Genomic DNA, 18,422 nt, shown 5'->3' on the forward strand with positions numbered 1-18,422 from the left:
TAATATCATATGCAGGCCATGAAATAACGCTAATAAAGGAAGCCTATTATGGAGGGGAATTTTTATAAAAGAGCGCAAGCGCCTTGTAAAGCGCAAGCGGCCGTTCAGCTCCGTACGAACTGGAAGTCTCCCGCAAGAGATATAGGAATCACGACGAGCGAGATTAATAACGACTGTTAAAATACTGCAAGGAAGACAAACATCGATCATCAATGGCTATCCACTACAACATGGGGTGCTGCCTTTATCAGTTTATAAAAAGCGAAAACGCTCTCCTTTTATAAAATATTCAAAATACAAATAGGTAGTTGAAGGCAGGTGCACGACCAGCTGGATTAGGGGGACAGGTGGACAAAGGTTAATAATAATGTAGATTATCATATTAAGTCGAACGGCTCGTAAATTAAAATAGCTCAAGTGGGTACACAATAGTTAACGCCAATCAACTAAGGAGTGTTCCCAAATGAGCTATACCCATATCGTACCACAGGAACGTGTATTAATCGAAAGTTATTGCCTGGAAAAGAAATCGCTGTCTTACATTGCCTCACAGTTGAAAAGAAGCAAAAGCACCATTCATTACGAGCTAAAACGCTGTAAACCTTATAATGCCCTGCAGGCTCAGCTCGACTACGATGCCAAGAGGGAAAACTGCGGTTCTAGACGCACGGTCCATCAAGAAGATATTGACTATATTTTGACCAAACTTAAGCTAGGCTGGTCGCCTGAAAGCATTGTAGGCCGGTATTGTAAAATGCATAAGAACCCTTTTCCAATCAGTGTATCAAGCATTTACCGGTACGCTGCCCTCGGTCTGTTTAAGCTGTCCCAAAAGCTTCTGATTCGAAAAGGGCGGAAGTTAAAAAACAACATGACGGAAACGCGAGGCAAGATGCCCCGTCTTAAAAAAATTCATGCTCGTAGTGCGCCTCGAAGCCAAGTCGGGCATTGGGAAGTCGATACAGTCATTGGCAAGTCGCACAAAAGTCAGATTCTCACGTTGACCGAACGTACCAGCCGGTTTGAGATTATCTATAAACTGTCAGCAAAAACGGCGAGTGAAACCGCCCAGTCCATCATCCATGTGTTGAAAAACTTGCCTAAAAAAGTGGTGAAGTCCATCACCGCAGACCGTGGCAAGGAATTTCATCTTTGGGAAGAAGTGGAGAAAGGGCTGGAAGTTCCCTTTTACTTCTCGGATCCCGGCAAACCAGGTCAGCGTGGTACCAATGAAAATAGCAACGGCCGCATTAGGCGCACATACCCAAAAGGAACTGATTTCAGCCGGATGACCCAGAAGGACATTATGGACTTTCTCTTGACGTTTAACCAGGTCCCCCGGAAAGTGCTCAATTATAATACGCCATTTGAGGTATTCATGAATTTCTTGCCGTGTTCGACTTGAGTTGACAATTTATATAAAAAATAAGCTTGCAGAATTTATCCAGAGATGGACTTTGTCTGCAAGCTGAAGCCGCCTGAAACCTCAGGCGGCTTTGAAAATTATTTTTCTTCAATTTGATACCTTTCCCACACTTCATCAAATACTCTCATGCTCTGAAGATAATGGCCGTTCAATTCCAGGTAGGAACTGACTTCGTTATACTCTTCTGCCTGCTTGGGGAATGCAAGGTCGTCGTATACACTATTGGCGAAAGCCGTGAGCTCATCGCGATCGGTGGGTTGTCGGTATTTCATTAAAAAGTGGTAAAATGATTTTCTCATTATAATCTCCTGCCCTGTAAAAACTGATTGATCATTGAATTTCTGTCTTTATTTTTCGTCTTTGTTTAAGAATACAAAAACAAAAGGGCGGCGTAAAGACCTGTTCAGTCGAATCGGAAATAATTCCTTTTTAGTTTTCTCTCGAATTTCATTAAATCGCGATAGGAAACTTTATCTTCCAGTAGTTTCGTGTCAATAAGCAGCAACTGGTCTTCAATTTCAACTGTAACCGCTTCCTCAGTGAAGACAATACCACAGCTGCTGCAAAACACCTGGGGAGTACCGAATATCTCAATTGCTTGGGAACCGTCAGGAAGTTCCCAGAAAACCGGACCGCTGCTTCTATATGCTCTTTGTTCCCCGCACCATGTACATTCAAACATTTCATTCATCATCAGACTCTGCCTTTTCCATCTTCTTCAGCTGTGCCTGATATTTCTTTTCCTTCAAAGAATCTCTCTTTTCACGGAAATCCTTCAATGATTTATGCTCTGGATTTGTTACGTAGTTCTTTCTTCGATTCAATCTGTTCAACCCTTCAGGAACCAGGGATGATTTCGATTCGTTCAGCAGGCCATTGATCCCGATTTCTGATTTAAAGGCCCCGGTGGGATAAATAGAGCTGAAGTAGTCATCCGCTCTGCCTGCAGTATAGCTTTCCGGCTCAGGATACGTTGTGATCACTCCTTCGAAATTACGTAAAACGACCTTATCGGCACTTTGAGAGATAAGGTAATTCGGCTGAAGGGCAATCTTGCCTCCCCCTCCCGGTGCATCTACCACAAAGGTAGGGACTGCGTACCCTGAAGTATGCCCCCTCAGTCCTTCAATAATTTCCAGCCCCTTAGAAACGGGAGCCCTGAAGTGACCGATTCCTTCTGAGAGGTCGCATTGATAAATATAGTATGGACGGACACGGATTTTGACAAGGTCATGCATTAGCTTCTTCATGATCGGTACACTGTCATTGATACCTGCCAGGATCACTGCCTGGTTTCCGACAGGCACTCCTGCATCTGCCAGCATTTCGCAAGCTTTTTTTGATTCTTCGGTAATTTCAATAGAGGTGTTGAAGTGAGTATTCAACCATACCGGATGATATTTTTTCAATATCTTGCATAAGTTCTCTGTGATTCTCTGAGGAAACACTACAGGCGCTCTTGTGCCGATCCGGATAATCTCCACATGAGGAATCTCCCTTAGATTTTTAAGGATGTATTCGAGAATTTTGTCATTGATTAAAAGACCATCCCCGCCAGAAAGGAGTACATCTCTCACTTGGGGAGTTTCACGAATATAATTGATGGCTTCGTCAAGCTGCTTTTTAGGCACCCCCATGCCGATTTGCCCTGAAAACCGTCTGCGTGTACAGTAACGACAGTACATCGAGCATTGATTCGTGACAAGGAAGAGGACTCGGTCTGGATATCTATGTGTCAAACCCGGGACGGGAGAATCCTCGTCTTCATGCAGGGGATCTTCCATATCATATTTCGTTTTATGGATCTCTTGCCCTATTGGCACAGACTGCATTCTGATTGGACAGCGTGCATCCTTCTCATTCATTAACCAGGCATAATAAGGAGTAATGTTCAGCGGGATCGTTTTGGTGGAGATCCTGACCCCTTCTTCTTCCTCAGGGGTTAAATCGATCACTTTTTTCAGGTCATCCAGTGTCCTGATAGTGTTTGTCAATTGCCAGATCCAATCATTCCATTGTTCTTCTGTGACATCCTTCCACATTTCTATGTCCTTCCAATGCCGCTTGGGTTCATATAGATCATTCAACATTTAAGACACCAACCCTTCTCCATCATTTCACTAGACTGACAGCACTTTCAACACAAGTATTCAGTTTTCAGTTACTTCTAGGCTATGATGGGCCAGGAAAAATGGTCTCAAATTTTCATCCAGAAAAAAGAAATCCGTCAGTCTTCACTTAAATCCTTCCACCAGATATTCATATCTTCCATCTTGTCATAGATGTAACAGTTGTTCACCAGCCTTCCTCCATAGTGGTATCCCAGCTGTTTGAAGGCTGCATTCATTCCAAAAGAAAGTGATCTGGCTATTGTATAGACACAGAATATCTGCTGTTTAGCCAACTCCTCTTCCAATCCGCTGAGCAGCTGCTTCATCAAACCGCCTCCTCTGTAAGAAGGCAGTGTAGCACAGTCTGTTAGTTCAGCATTTACCTGTTCTGCGTTAATTTCTGCTGAAGCAGCGCTTATGATTTCCTTCTCCTTCTCAACGAAAAGGAAAATTGTTCCATTCTCCATTGATTTCCGGATGTATTCCGGTTGTTGCAATGGTACTGGATAGACAGGAAATACTTTTCCATAAAGAGCTGCAAGCCTTTCAGCATCGGCTGATCCTGCCTTTTGAATCTTGAATTTATGAAGGGGATTTCTCGACTCTTCCGAAAGCTGTTGAACATCAGAGAAGATTTTTTCTGTTCCCTTCCACTGTGAGGGCAGTTTTCTCGCATCTGTCATGAATCGTGCCAGGAAATATCCATCACTTCCTCTAAATAATCCTTTTATGACGGCTTCAAGCTCAAACCCTTTTTCCAAGAAGTAGAGGAGCTGCTCACTCCTCGCCTTTATAATGACTTTTTGAGCAGAATGTTCGTCAGCTGATTGTTGTACTAACCGTATAACCTCGTCCTGGTTACCCGAATATTCATCTACTCTGATTCTTTCATTAAAATGGTCAAAATAGACTTTCAGTTTGGCTTTCTTCCCCGAAATTTGTTTTGTGTATTGCATGGTTTCCCTTCTTTCTTTCCCATTACAATTATTTTATTTTTCTACTTCACACCATTCCATGATAGCAGATACAATAACTTCTGCTGATTGAAGAATTCGGGGCACTTCAATATACTCATTCGCATCATGGGCAGATTCGGTTGTTCCAGGTCCAAAAATAATGACAGGTATATCCCCCCCCTTTTGAAAGGATGCCACCGTCCGTACCCCATGGAGATGCTTCAATCACTGGAGGTGAATGGAAAACCTGTGTGTAGGCTTCACATACAGTTTCCATGAATGGATGATCACTCTCGAGACTGCCTGGCTGCCACCTGCCGCCAAACCATTCCAAAGTGACCGGATGCTTTCTAAACCAACTGTCATTTCCTGCAAGCCCTTCCAGGCAGGCTTGCATTTCTTTTTCCACAGCTTCCATCGTCTCATGAGGACCAACGCCTATTCTTCCCTCGATCACAGCAAGATCCGGCACAGAAGAGGGCCACTTTCCACTTTCAAATTTGCCGATATTAATCGGAAATGGAATAGGTATGTTCCTATAGAGAGGATCCTTTATATCTTTATTTCTTCTTTTCTCCAAGTCTTGCAATGCGTTCAGAACTGCAACTCCCTTTTCAATGGCGTTGATTCCCTCATACCTTGTTCCCCCATGGGCTTGTTTGCCCTTCACCAAGATCCTGAACCACATGGACCCCTGCTGTTTGGGAAACAGCTTCAAGTTGGTCGGCTCCGGAATGATGGCAGCATCGGCACTATACCCTCTAACTAAAGCTGCCAGTGTCCCTGTTCCACCGCTTTCTTCTTCGATTACACTTTGAAAAATGACGTCGCCTTTCAGGTGGACACCATTTTCTTTCAAAGCTTCAATAGCTAATAAAAGAGCAACTGTTCCGCCTTTCATATCTGTTGCTCCTCTTCCGAACACCTTTCCATTCCTATACTCACCGCTGAATGGATCCATATTCCATGCGGTTTTATCCCCTTCCGGGACAACATCTATATGGCCATTGAGAATGATTGACCTGCCTCCTCCTTTTCCTTTTAAAATCCCGATTACATTTGGATTTCCTGAGAAATCTTCACGGTCACAGCGATAGAATGGGTGATTCATAACATCCTTTTTTTGTATTTCCCAGATATCAAGCTTCAGCCCGATTTCCCTGCATTTTTCAATGATGACAGCCTGCGCCCTCGACTCCTGCCCCCGAACACTTTTTTCCTGAACTAGTTTTTGCAAGAGCAGGACAGCTTGCATTTCCTGGCGGTGAATCCACTCTTTAACTGCAGTATGTTCCATTTCCTTCACTTCCTTTTCGTAAAGTGATTTCAAAGGAGTTTTTTGTAAACATTGCACTATAACCATCATTTCCGCTGTGCCTGACTATAAACCGGAATGGCCCGGTCAGCGTCATAAGAACTGGAAGGATACCGCATCAGTTAATGAAAAAAGGATGTGCAGAGCAATTCGATGCTGACTTACCGGAAGGAGCAAGGCTGAGTTACGGTAACGGCTGGTGCCTTGAAGCTGGATTTACGGATGCCATCTATCTCCTAGCTCTGCAAAAATTTGCGCTCCTCCAACCCCACTGCCTAACACGACTCATTATTGAAAGACAATTGTTTCTGGAAAAATCCCATGGATACTTGGCCATTTCCACCTGAATGGAAGAGCAGCGCTTTCTTTCTTACTTTTTGAGATGGTTCTGGTGAAATAGGGCGATATTTATTGCCGTTATTAAATAACAACAAAGGTTACGAAATCACCAATTGATAAGAACAACTTCAATTTACAACCAACAGTTCTAAATGATTTTAATGGTTTCTGAGATTTCAAATCCTGCTTCTGTATTTTTCTTGAGATCATCCAGTGTATAAGGGCTGAAAATTTCTGTTAGTTTCAGACCTTTATTCGTAATATTATAGACTCCCATATCGGTAATGATGATGTCCACACAGGTTTTTGCAGTCAGGGGAAGGCTGCATTTCTTTACTATTTTGCTTTTTCCATATTTATCGGATTGAGCCATGACGACAATCACCTTTTTTGTTTTCATGGCCAACTCAGTTGCCCCTCCCATCCCAGGCACTTTCTTCCCTGGGATAATCCAGTTGGCAAGGTCTCCTTTTTCACTGACTTCCAATGCACCAAGGATGGTAAGGTCGAGCAGCCCTCTTCTGATGATGCTGAAGGCAATCGAACTGTCAAAATAACAACCACCGGTTTCCAGTGTTACAGGGAACCCTCCAGCGTTGCATAGATTTGCATCCTCTTTTCCTTCAACCGGAGACTTGCCAATCCCCATGATGCCGTTCTCTGCATGGAAGATGATATCTGGAAGTCCCTTTAAATGGTTCGGAACAAGTGAAGGGATTCCGATTCCTAAATTGACAACCATCCCTTCTGTTATTTCTGCCGCTGCTCTGGCCGCCATTTTGTTTTTTTCTGCTACTCCCAAGCCCACTTCCAATCAACTCCTTCTGAGAGAACGATTTTATCCACGAAAACGCCTGGAGTTATGATTTCTTCGGGCTGCAGACTTCCCGGCTTCACAATTTCCTCAGCCTCGACAATCGTGACATCTGCTGCCATGGCGACTAGCGGGTTGGTATTCCGGGCACTTTTATCATATATGAGGTTGCCGTGTGTGTCCGCCTTTTTAGCATAAATGATCCCCACTTCTGCTGTAAGTGCTGTTTCAACCAGATATGTTACTCCATTCAGTTCAAGCTTTGTTTTTCCCTTATTCAAGTAGGGATCTTCAAGCCCTATATCTGTAATGATCCCTTTCAGCCCGCTTCCTCCCGACCTGATTCTTTCTGCCAGTATTCCTTGGGGAGAAAATTCAACTTCAAGCTCACCTTTGCTCATCATGTGCCCGGCGACAGGATTGCTTCCTATATGGGAGGCAATCACTTTGACTGCCCTGCCTTCTGCAATAAGCTGTCCAATCCCGATTGAAGGGAACCCTGTGTCATTTCCGATCAATGTCAGATCTTTCACTCCCCATTGAAGAAGGCGGCGGATAAGGGTAGGAGGCGAACCAACTCCCCCAAACCCTCCAAACATCAACGTCATACCGTCATAGAAAAATGATTTCACCTCTTCGTAACTGCTGACCTTTTGTACCCCCATTATCTTCCCTTCCTTCGTTTCATATCCCCGTTAGAACTTCAAAGGTTTTTTCCAGCCGAACAATCAGTTCATTAAGCTCAGCAGCAGTAGTTGTAAGCGGCGGCGCAATTATAATCGCAGATCCGCTCCTTCCATCCAGTCCTGCTGCAGCAGGGTAAAGAAGGAGACCTTCCTTTTTTGCTACGTCCACTACCAAAGAGGTAAAGGAGGAGTCGATCGTTTTTCCCTTCAATTCTCCTGTAAACTCCACCCCTATCATCAAGCCTTTTCCGCGCACATCGCCAATAAAGGTGAAATTCTTCTTTAATTCGTTCAGCTTGGCTCTCAGGTATGTCCCTTTTTCACCTACCCCTTCAATCAATTTTTCTGATTTGATAAGCTTAAGGACAGCAAGTGCAGCAGCACTGGATAACGGGTTTCCACTGAAGGTGTGTCCACTCATAATTACCTGGGTTCCTTCCATGATCGGCTCCATCACTTTTTGGGAGATGAGCGTTGCGGCAATGGGAGCATACCCTGCACTCAATCCTTTTCCAAGAACAGCGATATCGGCCTGGACACCCCAATGATTCAATGCCAGGAAAGCCCCTGTTCTTCCACATCCTGTCATGACTTCATCTGAAATCAACAGAATTTCATACCTTTCACAGATTTCCTTGATGATTTGAAAGTATTCTTGCGGAGCATCAATTGCTCCTCCCGCTGCCCCGATGACTGGCTCAGCAATGAATGCAGCAATGTTACCCTCCCCTATCCTTCTAACAACAGTTTCAAGCTGTCTGGCACAGTGGACATTGCATTCAGGATATGTTTTGCCAAATGGGCATCTGTAGCAATAGGGAGGTTCAACTGCCGGCCAGTCTCCGACAAATGAATCAAACCTCTCTCTCCTTACAGGATGCCCTGAGGCTGATAATGCCCCAAACGTGATTCCATGGTAACTCAACCAGCGTGATAGAACTCTCCGTTTCGCCGGCCTCCCTTTTTCCTGCCAATGCTGGATAGCAATTTTCACTGCCGTTTCAACTGCCTCAGAACCGCTGTTAACGAGAAAACACCATTCCAGACCAGTCTCATCGGAAAGCATGTCAGCAAGTTCTTCACTGGGTCTGTTCGTGAATTGAGAACGGTAGACAAACGACACCTGCCGGCCCTGTCTGTAAATGGCCTGCAATATCTCTTCAATGCCATGACCAATATTGGCCGTCACAGCGCCGGAACAGGCATCTAAATATTCAACCCCTGCCTTGTCATACAAAAATACACCTTTGCCGTAATCAATTTCAGGATACTGTTCCAGAAGCATCGGCTTGATTAAGTGAGAATGAGGCACACTACCCCCTCCTGATCTAAGTGGAGTTTTACTCTTACTAATACTTATGTAAATTTAAGCGAATCTTTCTTGAAGAAAGGAAGATCATGAAAAAAGACCGATTTTCATCGGCCTTTTTACTGTACAGCAACTTATGATTTTAAATTAACATTTAGGAGCATAGCAAACTGCTCCGATGATGATTAACAGGATAAACAACACAACTATCAACGCAAACCCGCCATTATAGCCTGCACCACCAACTGGTGCGGCAGGATAAGCATAGTAACAACAATCGTCATAACCGTAATGCATTCATATCACTCCTCGTTTTTTCTGTTTCTCCATACTGTATGTATCAACCGCCTAATTTGTTTATGTCTCTGCCCAAAATAGGCGGGAGTGAGTGGTGGTTCATGCACTGCCTTTGCCTTACCAAAATGAAAAAGCATTGTGTGCTTCTAGAGGTAGATAAATCGAAAGCTTTCATGATAATATGTACAGTTTCACATTGGAGTCCTTTAGACTTCCTCGTGAGGTATTGGCCTTAGCCTCAAGTTAAAGTATTTTCGTGAGCTTGGTGGGTTCATGCAAGGGGCAAGAGCCCAATGAAAAAAGAGCTGAATTCTCAGCTCTTTTTTCATTTAACCGATATGGTCATGACCTGGCTTTGGCCAGCCGTTACGACCCCTGCTTCTTCTTTTTCAATCTCCCTAAAGTCATCGCCATTGGTAAGAATGACGGGAGTGATGGTGCTCTTTGCTTTTTCTTTTACGAGGTCCATGTCAAATGTTACGAGGGGATCTCCTGCCTTCACTTTCTTCCCTTCAGAAACATGTGCTTCAAATCCCTCACCGTTTAGTGACACCGTTTCCAGACCGATATGGATCAACAGTTCTGCTCCGTTTTTCGCTTTGATTCCAACAGCATGTTTTGTCGGGAAGACCTGGACAATTTCCCCGTCTACTGGAGAAACCACTTTCCCTTCAGCGGGGTCAATGGCAATTCCGTCCCCCATCATCTTCTGAGAGAAGACAGGGTCCGGTACTTCATCAAGACTCAGCATTTTTCCGCTGAGCGGAGAATGGACATTAATGGAAGCAGGTGTTTCTTCTTTTTTACCAAATAGTTTTTTTAGCATTACACTCAGCCTTTCTTCATCAATACTAGATTGTACTTAGTCATTCAAAGAGTTTATTATATTTGCTGTATCCTTCTTTTTCAAGGTCTTCTTTTGGAATGAATCTAAGCGCGGCTGAATTAATACAGTATCGAAGCTGCGATGGACCAGGGCCATCATCGAAAACATGCCCAAGGTGTGAATTGCCGGATTTGCTTCTGACTTCTTTCCTGACCATGAAATGGCTGTAATCCATTTTTTCCTCGACTTCTTCCTGAGTTATAGGCTTTGTAAAGCTTGGCCATCCGCAGCCTGCATCGTATTTATCCTTACTGCTGAATAAAGGCTCTCCGGAGACGATATCCACATAAATTCCATCACCAAATTCGTCCCAATATTCGTTTTTGAACGGCGGCTCCGTTCCGTTGTTTTGGGTTACTTCATATTGCATCGGTGTCAATTCTTTTTTCACATCTTCTTTTCTCTTCATTGCTTCTTCCCCCAATGCTCCTGAATATATGCCTTTCTTCCTGAACCTAGACTGTACCTTTGATAATGGGATGGGTTCTTTTTATAATAATGCTGATGATAGTCCTCAGCTTCATAAAATTCTTTTGCAGGCAGGATCTTCGTCACAATGGGTTTTGAAAATTTGCCGCTTTTCTCAAGGGCTTCCTTGGATTTTTCTGCCGCAAGCCGTTGATCTTCATCATGATAGAAGATAGCGGTCGTATAGGACTCTCCCCTATCAAAGAACTGTCCTCCCGGATCTGTGGGGTCTATTTGCTGCCAAAATAGCTCAAGCAGTTTCTCGTAAGGAAACGTTACTGGATCATAGGTGATTTGGACCGCTTCATAGTGTCCGGTCGTTTCAGAGCACACCTCCCGATAGGTCGGATTCTCTTTATGGCCGCCGGTATAGCCGGAAACCACTTTAATAATTCCCGGCATTTCATCAAAAGGCTGCACCATGCACCAAAAACAGCCGCCGGCAAATGTCGCTTTCCTTGACTCAGGGGTCTCCTTCAATACTCTCATCCTTTCTTATTTCTCCATATCAATATTCCCTTTATTGAATAATTCTAACGTGATTTTGGAGATAGGTAAAAGAATAAGATTATTTACGGCTCGACCTGTTTTGGCCAATCTTTTTCCACTTTTTCCTTTCCAATGATTGAAGCCGTTTGTCGGCTCTTCTCTTGGAGTATTCAATTTCCCTTAACAGCTTTTGATATCTCGTATATCTTTCCGCTGATAATGTTCCTTGACCAATTGCCTCCCTGATCGCACAGCCGGGTTCATCTTCATGCTGGCAATCCCTGAACCTGCATTTCTCAGCATATTCTTCAATATCTTTGAACTGAGTTGATACCCCTTCGTTTCCTTCCCATATCTGAAGTTCTCTCATGCCAGGTGTATCAATTATGAAGGCACCGTTTTCAAGAAGGAACATCTCCCGATAGGTGGTCGTATGCTTACCCTTGCTGTCCTTCTCCCGGATTTCGTTAACTGTCTGAACATTCCTGCCCATCAAGGTATTTAGGAGGGTCGACTTCCCAACGCCTGATGATCCCACTAATGCGACAGTTTTTCCTTTAGTCAGATATTGACTCAGTGCGTCCATCCCGCTTTGTTCAAACGATGAGACCGGAAAGATAGGCACTCCCAATGCCACTGATTGTACTTCAGATACTTTTTCCTCCAGATCAGCAGATAAATCAGCTTTGCTAAGGATGATGACTGGACTTGCCCCGCTTTCCCAGCAAAGAAGGAGATATCGTTCCAGCCTGTTCAAGTTCAGGTCCCCATTCAAAGATGAAACAATGAATAGATAGTCGATATTGGCGGCGATAATCTGCTCCTCTGCCTCATCCCCGGCTTTTTTCCTTGAAAATTTACTAGTGCGTGGCATCAGGTTCTCAATCATGGCTTGTTTATTGTCCAATGGCTTGAATGTCACCCAATCACCCACTGCCGGTAATTCTTCAGTAGTATGAGTTTGATAATAAAACTTTCCTGTCAACTTTGCATGAAACTCCCCCTGCAAGGATAAAAGGGTATATATTCCTTTTTGCTGAGAGATCACCCTTCCAACCTCAAGGGCAAAGTCATTCAAATCATTGATTTTTTCTTGAAAAATAGTTTGTAGTTCGTTCAAACTGTTTCCTCCTCATTCATTCAGGTGTCCCTGAAAATTGTATACAAAAAAACCATGGCACCTGACACGGCCATGGTTCATTATGCATATCAAAGAAAACAGTAGAGCATTCTACTTCAACTGGTTAATAAGATATATCCGCACATTGAAAACTGGCCGTGTCACAAGAAACTGCAACAAAATAGACTATTGATTTACTCATAACACATCACCTGCTTTCTTTATTGTTAAGTATAGTATGGATTACTTTTCCACTAGTTGCAATAGTTTTTTTTATCAAATGAAAATTTTTAAATAGCAAAGACAATAAAGCCTGGCTCCCGCACCCCCATTTTCAACCATAGTGATTCTCTGTGCTTGCTCACTTTAGGTTTTCCTTTACCTTAGCCAAGCTGGATGCAACCGAAACACTCTGAGGGAGCCGCTAATTCTTTCCTTTTAACTAGGTGTTTTCACCATTTTCTTCCTCTGAGCATAGTGTATTGGAGAAAATTCAAATATAGGAGAGAGATGTATGACTCACAGAGATGCCCATCTTCAAAAAGCTGGAATGTACGATTTACTATCTATGTACTATAAGTACTCTGATCCACGCCTGCACATCCATTATTATCAAAAACACTTAAAGTATATGAATAAAGCCATCCATAGCCCGGGAATACGACTCCAGGATCAGCCAGCGCAGGTCCGTGTCCTTCACGCTGTCCCTAACGCACCAGATGTAGACGTTTATGTTAATGGGAATAAAATATTGAGTGATATAGCGTTCAAGGATATAAGTGGATTCATGCCGCTGCCCGCGGGATCCTATCATATCGATATCTACCCGGCAGGTACGAGTGTGAGTACAATCATCAGCAAGAAAGTAACGGTCGAAGAAGGAAAGGTCTATACCCTTGCTGCCGCAGGAAAAGGCAGCAAGCTCCAGCTTCTGCCTTTTGTTACCGATCCATTCATACCATCCGGAGAAACGAAAGTAAGATTCATCCACTTAGCGCCCAATGCTCCAGCTGTAGATATTGCTGTAACAAAAGGCGATGTCATCTTTCCTAAAGTTTCCTTTAAACAGGCAACTGAGTATCTTGGACTTACTCCAATGACAGTTAATCTTGAAGTGAGAGCTGCCGGTACAAAGGATGCCGTCCTGCCGGTACCGAACGTGACCCTTAAACCAAACCAGGTATATACCATCTTTGCGGTTGGTCTGCTGAATGAAACCCCTGAACTGGAAGCTCTTTTGGTAAAGGGTTGAACCTTTAAAAAAGACAAAAACCTGTCTACCCAATTGTCCATAAGACAATTGCGGGACAGGTTTTCAATTTTACATCCACTTTTTCATTGAACGGGGACCAGCATATCGAAAACGATATCATCGTTTTTCAGATCAAATGTCTCTGCCCGGACCTGCAAGTCACTTTTCATTTCCAAGTTTTGCAGGGACACATAGATCAGTTCATCATTGGGCTGGATTTTGACCCATTCAGGAAAATTGTAAGAATCCCTTATAATTTTTAATACATGCGAAACAGGAAGCTTCAAAGCCCCAACCGAAATGGAATTTTGCTTTAGAAGCAAATCCCCGTTATCAAGTGCCTTTGCTTCAAAAGTCATCTTGAAATTGATTTCACTGGTAAAGACTGGGACAGACCCATTTAGTTCGACATTATCATTCAAGACTACCGAGTAGTCAACGGGACCTTTAAATCCCTCTTCTTCAATATAATGATCAATCATTTGATTTAAATCAGCCTTGGTCGCTCTTATCTGAAAGGCTACATTTTCTCTCTCCTCAAGATCATCTTCAGGCAGTTCTTCATCTTCAATTGGGATCATCAACAAAACGGCCGCAAACAGAAGCACCAAAATGTTAAGTCCAAGAAGAGTGAAAAAGCCTGTTTTCCATTTGTTTCTCATTATTACAGCCCCTCTTCTCTGACAATAAATTCACTTTGAGTTAACTCTGCTAACGTTTCCCGTTCTGTCAGCTCCTCAAACATCCTTTTTGCCATTAGTTCATAACCTTCATCATTGGGATGAAAATAATCTTCCTCAAAAAGGAGGTTTTCTTTGCCTTCGATAAATATGTCATTTATGGTTATAAAGGCAGCTTGGTCATATCCTGCTAGAACATCCTCGCTCAGTTTGTTCCAATTCAAAATAATTTGATCTACCTCTTTTATCTCAGAAAACCATGTGTTAAAAGGATTATATATTCCTATTAATACAATACCTGTATGCGGATTATATGATCGGATGAGATCTAAAAGTCCGGAGAGGCGGTCCCCGTATTTATCCATTTCATGATTGAATACTGCCAGATTTAAATCATAAATATTTTCCTTGAAGACCTTCATGACATCATTTCCGCCAATCGTGATGAACACAAGGTCCGATTCACCAATCGCTTCTCTAATATCATCATTCTCCATTCGTTTTAATAACTGATCAGTCCGATTCCCTCTAACACCATAATTGGAGAACTCGGCCTCCCTGACAGAATCAAGATTCTCAAGACTTTCCTTCAAATAAGGGACATAGCCTCCGCTCTTTGTACTATCACCTACACCCTGTGTCAATGAATCTCCTATTGAAACAATTTTCAGGTTTTTGGGAATGAAATCAGCAGGAGGCTGTTCTTTTTCCATCAGCGTGCGGGTCAATTGAGGATGTGCTTCAAACTCAGAACCAGAACAACCAGAGGTGAGAAATATGATTGAAAAGAGAGAGAAGAGCATTTTTTTCATTAGAACATTCTCCTCTCATATTTACTATTATTATATCATGAGAGCAAATTGAAATCTGTTCTTTTCACTTTTTAACAAGAGGAGTCCCCTTGTGACTAGCTATAATTCTTGACGTTTTGGAGGATTTTTAAACGCTTGGAAAACATCTTCAATAAAGTTTCGATAATCAAAGTTGACAGCAACATTGTGAATTTGCCAGTCTTCTTTTTCACTGCTTTCCCTGAAATCCCCTGTACTCTGCCCGAATGCCGTTCCAATGTGCACTTCAATTTTCACTGGTACTTGAACGAACTCCATACCCGCATCGGGTTTCAGAGCCCAGATTGCAAGAAGGTCATGCAGCGGACTACCGGTAATTGCCGGATAGGTTTTCTTGTAAAATTTTTGGTAATAGTCAACCAGCGGCTTAATGATCGTTCCCGCTTTATCACCTGTTTGCTTAAAATATCGGTCGAGATCATTAATCATTTGAGGGGTAAAGATCGCATACTTGGTTACATCCAGAGGAACGATGTAAACAGGTTTGGGTGAAAGCTGCAGAACAATATTAGCCGCAAAAGGGTCACCGTAAATATTCGCTTCCGCTGCAGGAGTAATATTCCCGGGAACACCAAATGCACCGCCCATAAGATAAAAATCTTTCACAAGCTTCATTGTTTCCGGATACAGGATAAAAGCTGTCGCTAAAGAAGTAAGCCTGCCAGCACTAAAGATTGTGATATCATGCTGATACTTGGTGATGATTTCCCTGACCTCAAAAAAGTTTTCCAGCAAGGTCTCGCTTGCTGAATAATTGTCAGGAACAATGGGACCCAGACCGGCAACCCCATGTATCTCCGGAAAATGCTGCGGCAATTCTCCAGTTAAGGGAGAGACCGCACCTCCGATAACCGGTCTTATTTCCCCGGTCAATCGCTGCAGATATTCCACATTCTTTAACGCAGACTCCTTGGAAACATTCCCATAGTCTGCCACCACTCCCACTATCTCAATTTCTTCCGTGTAATAAGCGTAGAGAAGGGCGATCACGTCATCCACCCCAAAATCTGAAAACAGCAGTACCTTTTTTCCCGGCATTCCATAACACTCCCAACATTTAAATATATCAATACCTTTATTTTGATTCTCCATATGCTGGAAAACTATTGAACAATTAACTATTCCCATCCCCTCTATAGCCAAAATCAACTTTGATATTAACAGTAAGAAAAGGGAGGGAGTGATATTTGTGCAAAAAGGGATAGCTTTATATATTGTTAGTCTGGCAGTGCTTAGGTTATTCATAACTGGCTCCAGTTACAAGGAAAAAAATTCCACTTAGCAATCATCAGATAGTGATTTAAGAAGAAACTCCTTGCGGGGAACATCTCCACCTTTTTTCTAAGCCTTTTGTCGCTATTTGGGACGTATTTCGAAAAATAACGCACAACTCATATAAAAAAGACCACTGGTATTTTCACCATTCAGAAGGCTGTTTTTTCGCATGGATTATTAAAAATCACAAATCATGATTTTTCACAGGGTACCAGGGGTTCTTTTGCCCAACCGGAAGAGCAGCTCTTTCTATTCTGGATGTATCATCCATGAATCGAGGATAACAAGGTCCTTCGGTATAATTTTGGCCCACACAATGTTGTTTTATGGAAAATAATGAATGATCAGCACAAAGAAAGATGCAAAATACCACTCCGCCACTTACGCCTATAGGAAATCAATGTAAAAAGGAAGTGGCCGCCTTGACGGACCCTTCCTTTTATCTTTATTCCGTGTAATACATGAACCCGATAGCCCCTGCTCCTGTATGAGTACTGATAATCGGCGTCGTGTCCACTATTTCGATCGCATCATACCCTGTTAATTCAATGAGCCTGCTCCGTAATTTCTGTGCAAGATCCATTCCGTCAGCATGCACCAAGCCGACTCCCCGGATTGTTTTCCCCTTCACATCTTCCACAAATTGTGCAGCCAGGTATTTGACCACTTGAGAATGGCTCCTTACCTTTGTAACCGGTGTATACTCTCCACCATCCAATGAAGCGATCGGTTTAATATTGAGAAGCGATCCGATTAAGGCTCTGCCCTTCCCGATTCTTCCGCCTTTAACCAAATTCTCGAGTGTGTCAACGACTACGAACAGATTGGTTTCACTTCTGATGTGTTCCAGCCTTGTGAGGATCTCTTCAAGGCCCTTTCCCTCTGCAGCCATTTTTGCAGCCTCGATAACTTGGAATGCAAGAGCTTTTGATATAAACCTGGAGTCAATTACTAGTACATTTGATGAGCTCATTTCAGCAGCACTTTCAGCCGACCTAACCGTCCCGCTCATATTGCCGGTCATGTGTATAGAAAGCACTGTGCTTCCATCGCTGCCCAATTCATCATACAACTTAGCAAACTCCCCTGCCGGAGGCTGAGAACTTTTAGGAAGTTCATTGGAGTTCTTCATTTTCTCCATAAACACTTTTGGGGTTATATCGACTCTGTCTAGGAATGTTTCCCCTTCAATGGAAATGGAGAGCGGCACGACGTGAATTCCGTACTTTTCAATCTCTTCCTTTGAAAGATCGACTGTTGAGTCTGTTACGATTTTAATTCCTTTCATTTCGACACATCCTTGTTTCACATATGCTTGTATTATACCTTGTTATGCAACCGTTTTAAAATATTTTCAAGAACCAGTCTGCCTCCTTTTTACTCATTTGGAGCATTAAGGCGCTTTTTATTCATAGAAATGACACGATTGCACCCTCCTTAAACCTTTCTTCTTAAATAAATGGTATGGATTGCTGCTTCTGGAAAAATCCCATTGGCCTGATTTTCACCTATTTACTAGACTTCTACCTGAATGGAAGAGGGCTCTCTTCTCTTTCTTTTCAAGATGTTCCTGGTGAATCATGGCGATAGAATACGTCTACATATTGAATACAACATTGTTTATGGATAAGCCTTATAAAAAAGGCTCTTTTCGTAAACTTTGTTGCTATCTGATATTCATTCCGAAAGATAGTGGAGTAATGAACCAGAAAAAACCCTGTTTAACAAGAGAGAAAAAAGCTTCTCTCATCGTTCAGAGCGAAAAACGTAGGATGCAGGGGAAAAATCCGGCTTTTGGGATTTTTCCGAAAGCACCAATATATGCGAAAACAGCCATAAAAAAAGAAGCAGCAGTTCCAGACTGCGCTTCTTTCCCATAACATCTTATGCATTATTTTTTAATTCCACGGTATGATAGATACTTTGGTATTCAGGCCACTTTAAATTCTTTTTTAAATAGTCGCGGAAACTGAACACTTTTTTCTTTGGATTTCGATGAACTTCCGAGATGAAAAGCTGAAGCCTTCTACTGACTTTAAAGTAAAGCGGGTTATCCTCGGTCATAACTGGAATCTCTGAGATCCTTACCTTCTGTCCATAACAATTTTTGAACTCAAGGCTTTTTAGTAACAAAATATCAATCCTCTT

General features: G+C 42.8%; 19 protein-coding genes and 2 pseudogenes. 3 read left to right on the top strand and 18 right to left on the bottom strand.

The annotated features are described in order from the left end of the window. Positions 1-463 precede the first annotated feature (463 nt). On the top strand, positions 464-1,405 hold the full coding sequence (locus AC4E8A_RS14775) for an IS30 family transposase (protein ID WP_490193931.1): 942 nt from the start codon (positions 464-466) through the stop codon (positions 1,403-1,405). 98 nt (positions 1,406-1,503) lie between these two features. On the opposite strand, the gene AC4E8A_RS14780 is transcribed toward AC4E8A_RS14775, so the two are convergent. The 13 genes and pseudogenes from AC4E8A_RS14780 to rsgA all read right to left on the bottom strand — a co-directional run bounded on the left by AC4E8A_RS14780 (position 1,504) and on the right by rsgA (position 12,216). Continuing rightward, on the bottom strand, positions 1,504-1,725 hold the full coding sequence (locus tag AC4E8A_RS14780; RefSeq protein WP_490193933.1) for a YozE family protein: 222 nt from the start codon (positions 1,723-1,725) through the stop codon (positions 1,504-1,506). A gap of 104 nt (positions 1,726-1,829) precedes the next feature. Further along, positions 1,830-2,108: a YokU family protein gene (locus AC4E8A_RS14785; RefSeq protein ID WP_490198882.1), complete on the bottom strand. Its 279-nt coding sequence runs from the start codon at positions 2,106-2,108 to the stop codon at positions 1,830-1,832. Between the two features lies 1 nt (position 2,109). Further along, positions 2,110-3,516: a lysine 2,3-aminomutase gene (kamA, locus tag AC4E8A_RS14790; RefSeq protein ID WP_490193935.1), complete on the bottom strand. Its 1,407-nt coding sequence runs from the start codon at positions 3,514-3,516 to the stop codon at positions 2,110-2,112. 137 nt (positions 3,517-3,653) lie between these two features. Further along, positions 3,654-4,493, bottom strand: coding sequence for a putative beta-lysine N-acetyltransferase (ablB, locus tag AC4E8A_RS14795; RefSeq protein ID WP_490193937.1), 840 nt, complete (start codon positions 4,491-4,493; stop codon positions 3,654-3,656). 33 nt (positions 4,494-4,526) lie between these two features. Continuing rightward, a pseudogene (locus AC4E8A_RS14800) lies at positions 4,527-5,790 on the bottom strand (peptidase). A gap of 505 nt (positions 5,791-6,295) precedes the next feature. Further along, on the bottom strand, positions 6,296-6,955 hold the full coding sequence (locus AC4E8A_RS14805) for a 3-oxoacid CoA-transferase subunit B (protein WP_490193939.1): 660 nt from the start codon (positions 6,953-6,955) through the stop codon (positions 6,296-6,298). Then, a complete protein-coding gene (locus tag AC4E8A_RS14810; protein WP_490193941.1) occupies positions 6,940-7,626 on the bottom strand; it encodes a 3-oxoacid CoA-transferase subunit A in 687 nt (228 codons plus the stop codon). Before AC4E8A_RS14810 ends, AC4E8A_RS14805 begins: the two co-directional genes overlap by 16 nt. Before the next feature lie 19 nt (positions 7,627-7,645). Continuing rightward, positions 7,646-8,959: an aspartate aminotransferase family protein gene (locus tag AC4E8A_RS14815; protein ID WP_490193943.1), complete on the bottom strand. Its 1,314-nt coding sequence runs from the start codon at positions 8,957-8,959 to the stop codon at positions 7,646-7,648. A 144-nt stretch (positions 8,960-9,103) separates the two neighbouring features. Then, positions 9,104-9,196, bottom strand: a pseudogene (locus AC4E8A_RS14820) (YjcZ family sporulation protein); the annotation flags it as partial. Between the two features lie 382 nt (positions 9,197-9,578). Further along, the gene (locus AC4E8A_RS14825) at positions 9,579-10,079 is read right to left on the bottom strand and encodes a PTS sugar transporter subunit IIA (protein ID WP_490193945.1); all 501 of its coding nucleotides are present in this window, start codon (positions 10,077-10,079) and stop codon (positions 9,579-9,581) included. A gap of 40 nt (positions 10,080-10,119) precedes the next feature. Next, entirely contained in the window at positions 10,120-10,548 is a 429-nt protein-coding gene (msrB, locus tag AC4E8A_RS14830; protein WP_490193947.1) for a peptide-methionine (R)-S-oxide reductase MsrB, read from the bottom strand. Continuing rightward, positions 10,545-11,096, bottom strand: coding sequence for a peptide-methionine (S)-S-oxide reductase MsrA (gene msrA / locus AC4E8A_RS14835; RefSeq protein ID WP_490193949.1), 552 nt, complete (start codon positions 11,094-11,096; stop codon positions 10,545-10,547). Before msrA ends, msrB begins: the two co-directional genes overlap by 4 nt. 79 nt (positions 11,097-11,175) lie before the next feature. Then, on the bottom strand, positions 11,176-12,216 hold the full coding sequence (rsgA, locus tag AC4E8A_RS14840) for a ribosome small subunit-dependent GTPase A (RefSeq protein ID WP_490193951.1): 1,041 nt from the start codon (positions 12,214-12,216) through the stop codon (positions 11,176-11,178). A gap of 514 nt (positions 12,217-12,730) precedes the next feature. On the opposite strand from rsgA, the gene AC4E8A_RS14845 reads away from it, so the two are divergent. Then, the gene (locus tag AC4E8A_RS14845; protein WP_490193953.1) at positions 12,731-13,468 is read left to right on the top strand and encodes a DUF4397 domain-containing protein; all 738 of its coding nucleotides are present in this window, start codon (positions 12,731-12,733) and stop codon (positions 13,466-13,468) included. Positions 13,469-13,551: 83 nt separating this feature from the next. Here the strand turns inward: AC4E8A_RS14845 and AC4E8A_RS14850 are convergent, their stop codons facing one another. The 4 genes from AC4E8A_RS14850 to AC4E8A_RS14865 form a co-directional block, all read right to left on the bottom strand. After that, entirely contained in the window at positions 13,552-14,130 is a 579-nt protein-coding gene (locus tag AC4E8A_RS14850) for a YpmS family protein (protein WP_490193955.1), read from the bottom strand. A gap of 2 nt (positions 14,131-14,132) precedes the next feature. Beyond that, positions 14,133-14,960, bottom strand: a complete 828-nt coding sequence (locus AC4E8A_RS14855; protein ID WP_490193957.1) for an SGNH/GDSL hydrolase family protein — start codon at positions 14,958-14,960, stop codon at positions 14,133-14,135. A gap of 99 nt (positions 14,961-15,059) precedes the next feature. After that, entirely contained in the window at positions 15,060-16,037 is a 978-nt protein-coding gene (locus AC4E8A_RS14860) for a nucleoside hydrolase (protein ID WP_490193959.1), read from the bottom strand. A 682-nt stretch (positions 16,038-16,719) separates the two neighbouring features. Further along, positions 16,720-17,562: a DegV family protein gene (locus tag AC4E8A_RS14865; protein ID WP_490193961.1), complete on the bottom strand. Its 843-nt coding sequence runs from the start codon at positions 17,560-17,562 to the stop codon at positions 16,720-16,722. A 316-nt stretch (positions 17,563-17,878) separates the two neighbouring features. Here AC4E8A_RS14865 and AC4E8A_RS14870 point away from each other — a divergent pair, with 316 nt between their 5' ends. Beyond that, positions 17,879-18,154 carry a hypothetical protein gene (locus AC4E8A_RS14870; RefSeq protein ID WP_490193963.1) on the top strand — a complete coding sequence of 92 codons (276 nt, stop codon included), beginning with the start codon at positions 17,879-17,881 and terminating at the stop codon, positions 18,152-18,154. Between the two features lie 4 nt (positions 18,155-18,158). On the opposite strand, the gene AC4E8A_RS14875 is transcribed toward AC4E8A_RS14870, so the two are convergent. Continuing rightward, the gene (locus AC4E8A_RS14875; protein WP_490193965.1) at positions 18,159-18,407 is read right to left on the bottom strand and encodes a DUF2535 family protein; all 249 of its coding nucleotides are present in this window, start codon (positions 18,405-18,407) and stop codon (positions 18,159-18,161) included. Positions 18,408-18,422 lie beyond the last annotated feature (15 nt).

Source organism: Bacillus sp. SRL337, from assembly GCF_984799155.1.

What these genes read in the sequence shown, in the direction of transcription:
- AC4E8A_RS14825 (WP_490193945.1), bottom strand. Translation starts at nt 10,079, where the DNA reads ATGCTAAAAAAACTATTTGGTAAAAAAGAAGAAACACCTGCTTCCATT.
- AC4E8A_RS14775 (WP_490193931.1), top strand. Translation starts at nt 464, where the DNA reads ATGAGCTATACCCATATCGTACCACAGGAACGTGTATTAATCGAAAGT.
- AC4E8A_RS14845 (WP_490193953.1), top strand. Translation starts at nt 12,731, where the DNA reads ATGACTCACAGAGATGCCCATCTTCAAAAAGCTGGAATGTACGATTTA.
- msrB (WP_490193947.1), bottom strand. Translation starts at nt 10,548, where the DNA reads ATGAAGAGAAAAGAAGATGTGAAAAAAGAATTGACACCGATGCAATAT.
- AC4E8A_RS14850 (WP_490193955.1), bottom strand. Translation starts at nt 14,130, where the DNA reads ATGAGAAACAAATGGAAAACAGGCTTTTTCACTCTTCTTGGACTTAAC.
- AC4E8A_RS14855 (WP_490193957.1), bottom strand. Translation starts at nt 14,960, where the DNA reads ATGAAAAAAATGCTCTTCTCTCTCTTTTCAATCATATTTCTCACCTCT.
- AC4E8A_RS14785 (WP_490198882.1), bottom strand. Translation starts at nt 2,108, where the DNA reads ATGTTTGAATGTACATGGTGCGGGGAACAAAGAGCATATAGAAGCAGC.
- ablB (WP_490193937.1), bottom strand. Translation starts at nt 4,493, where the DNA reads ATGCAATACACAAAACAAATTTCGGGGAAGAAAGCCAAACTGAAAGTC.
- AC4E8A_RS14780 (WP_490193933.1), bottom strand. Translation starts at nt 1,725, where the DNA reads ATGAGAAAATCATTTTACCACTTTTTAATGAAATACCGACAACCCACC.
- kamA (WP_490193935.1), bottom strand. Translation starts at nt 3,516, where the DNA reads ATGTTGAATGATCTATATGAACCCAAGCGGCATTGGAAGGACATAGAA.
- AC4E8A_RS14865 (WP_490193961.1), bottom strand. Translation starts at nt 17,562, where the DNA reads ATGAAAGGAATTAAAATCGTAACAGACTCAACAGTCGATCTTTCAAAG.
- AC4E8A_RS14860 (WP_490193959.1), bottom strand. Translation starts at nt 16,037, where the DNA reads ATGCCGGGAAAAAAGGTACTGCTGTTTTCAGATTTTGGGGTGGATGAC.
- AC4E8A_RS14810 (WP_490193941.1), bottom strand. Translation starts at nt 7,626, where the DNA reads ATGGGGGTACAAAAGGTCAGCAGTTACGAAGAGGTGAAATCATTTTTC.
- msrA (WP_490193949.1), bottom strand. Translation starts at nt 11,096, where the DNA reads ATGAGAGTATTGAAGGAGACCCCTGAGTCAAGGAAAGCGACATTTGCC.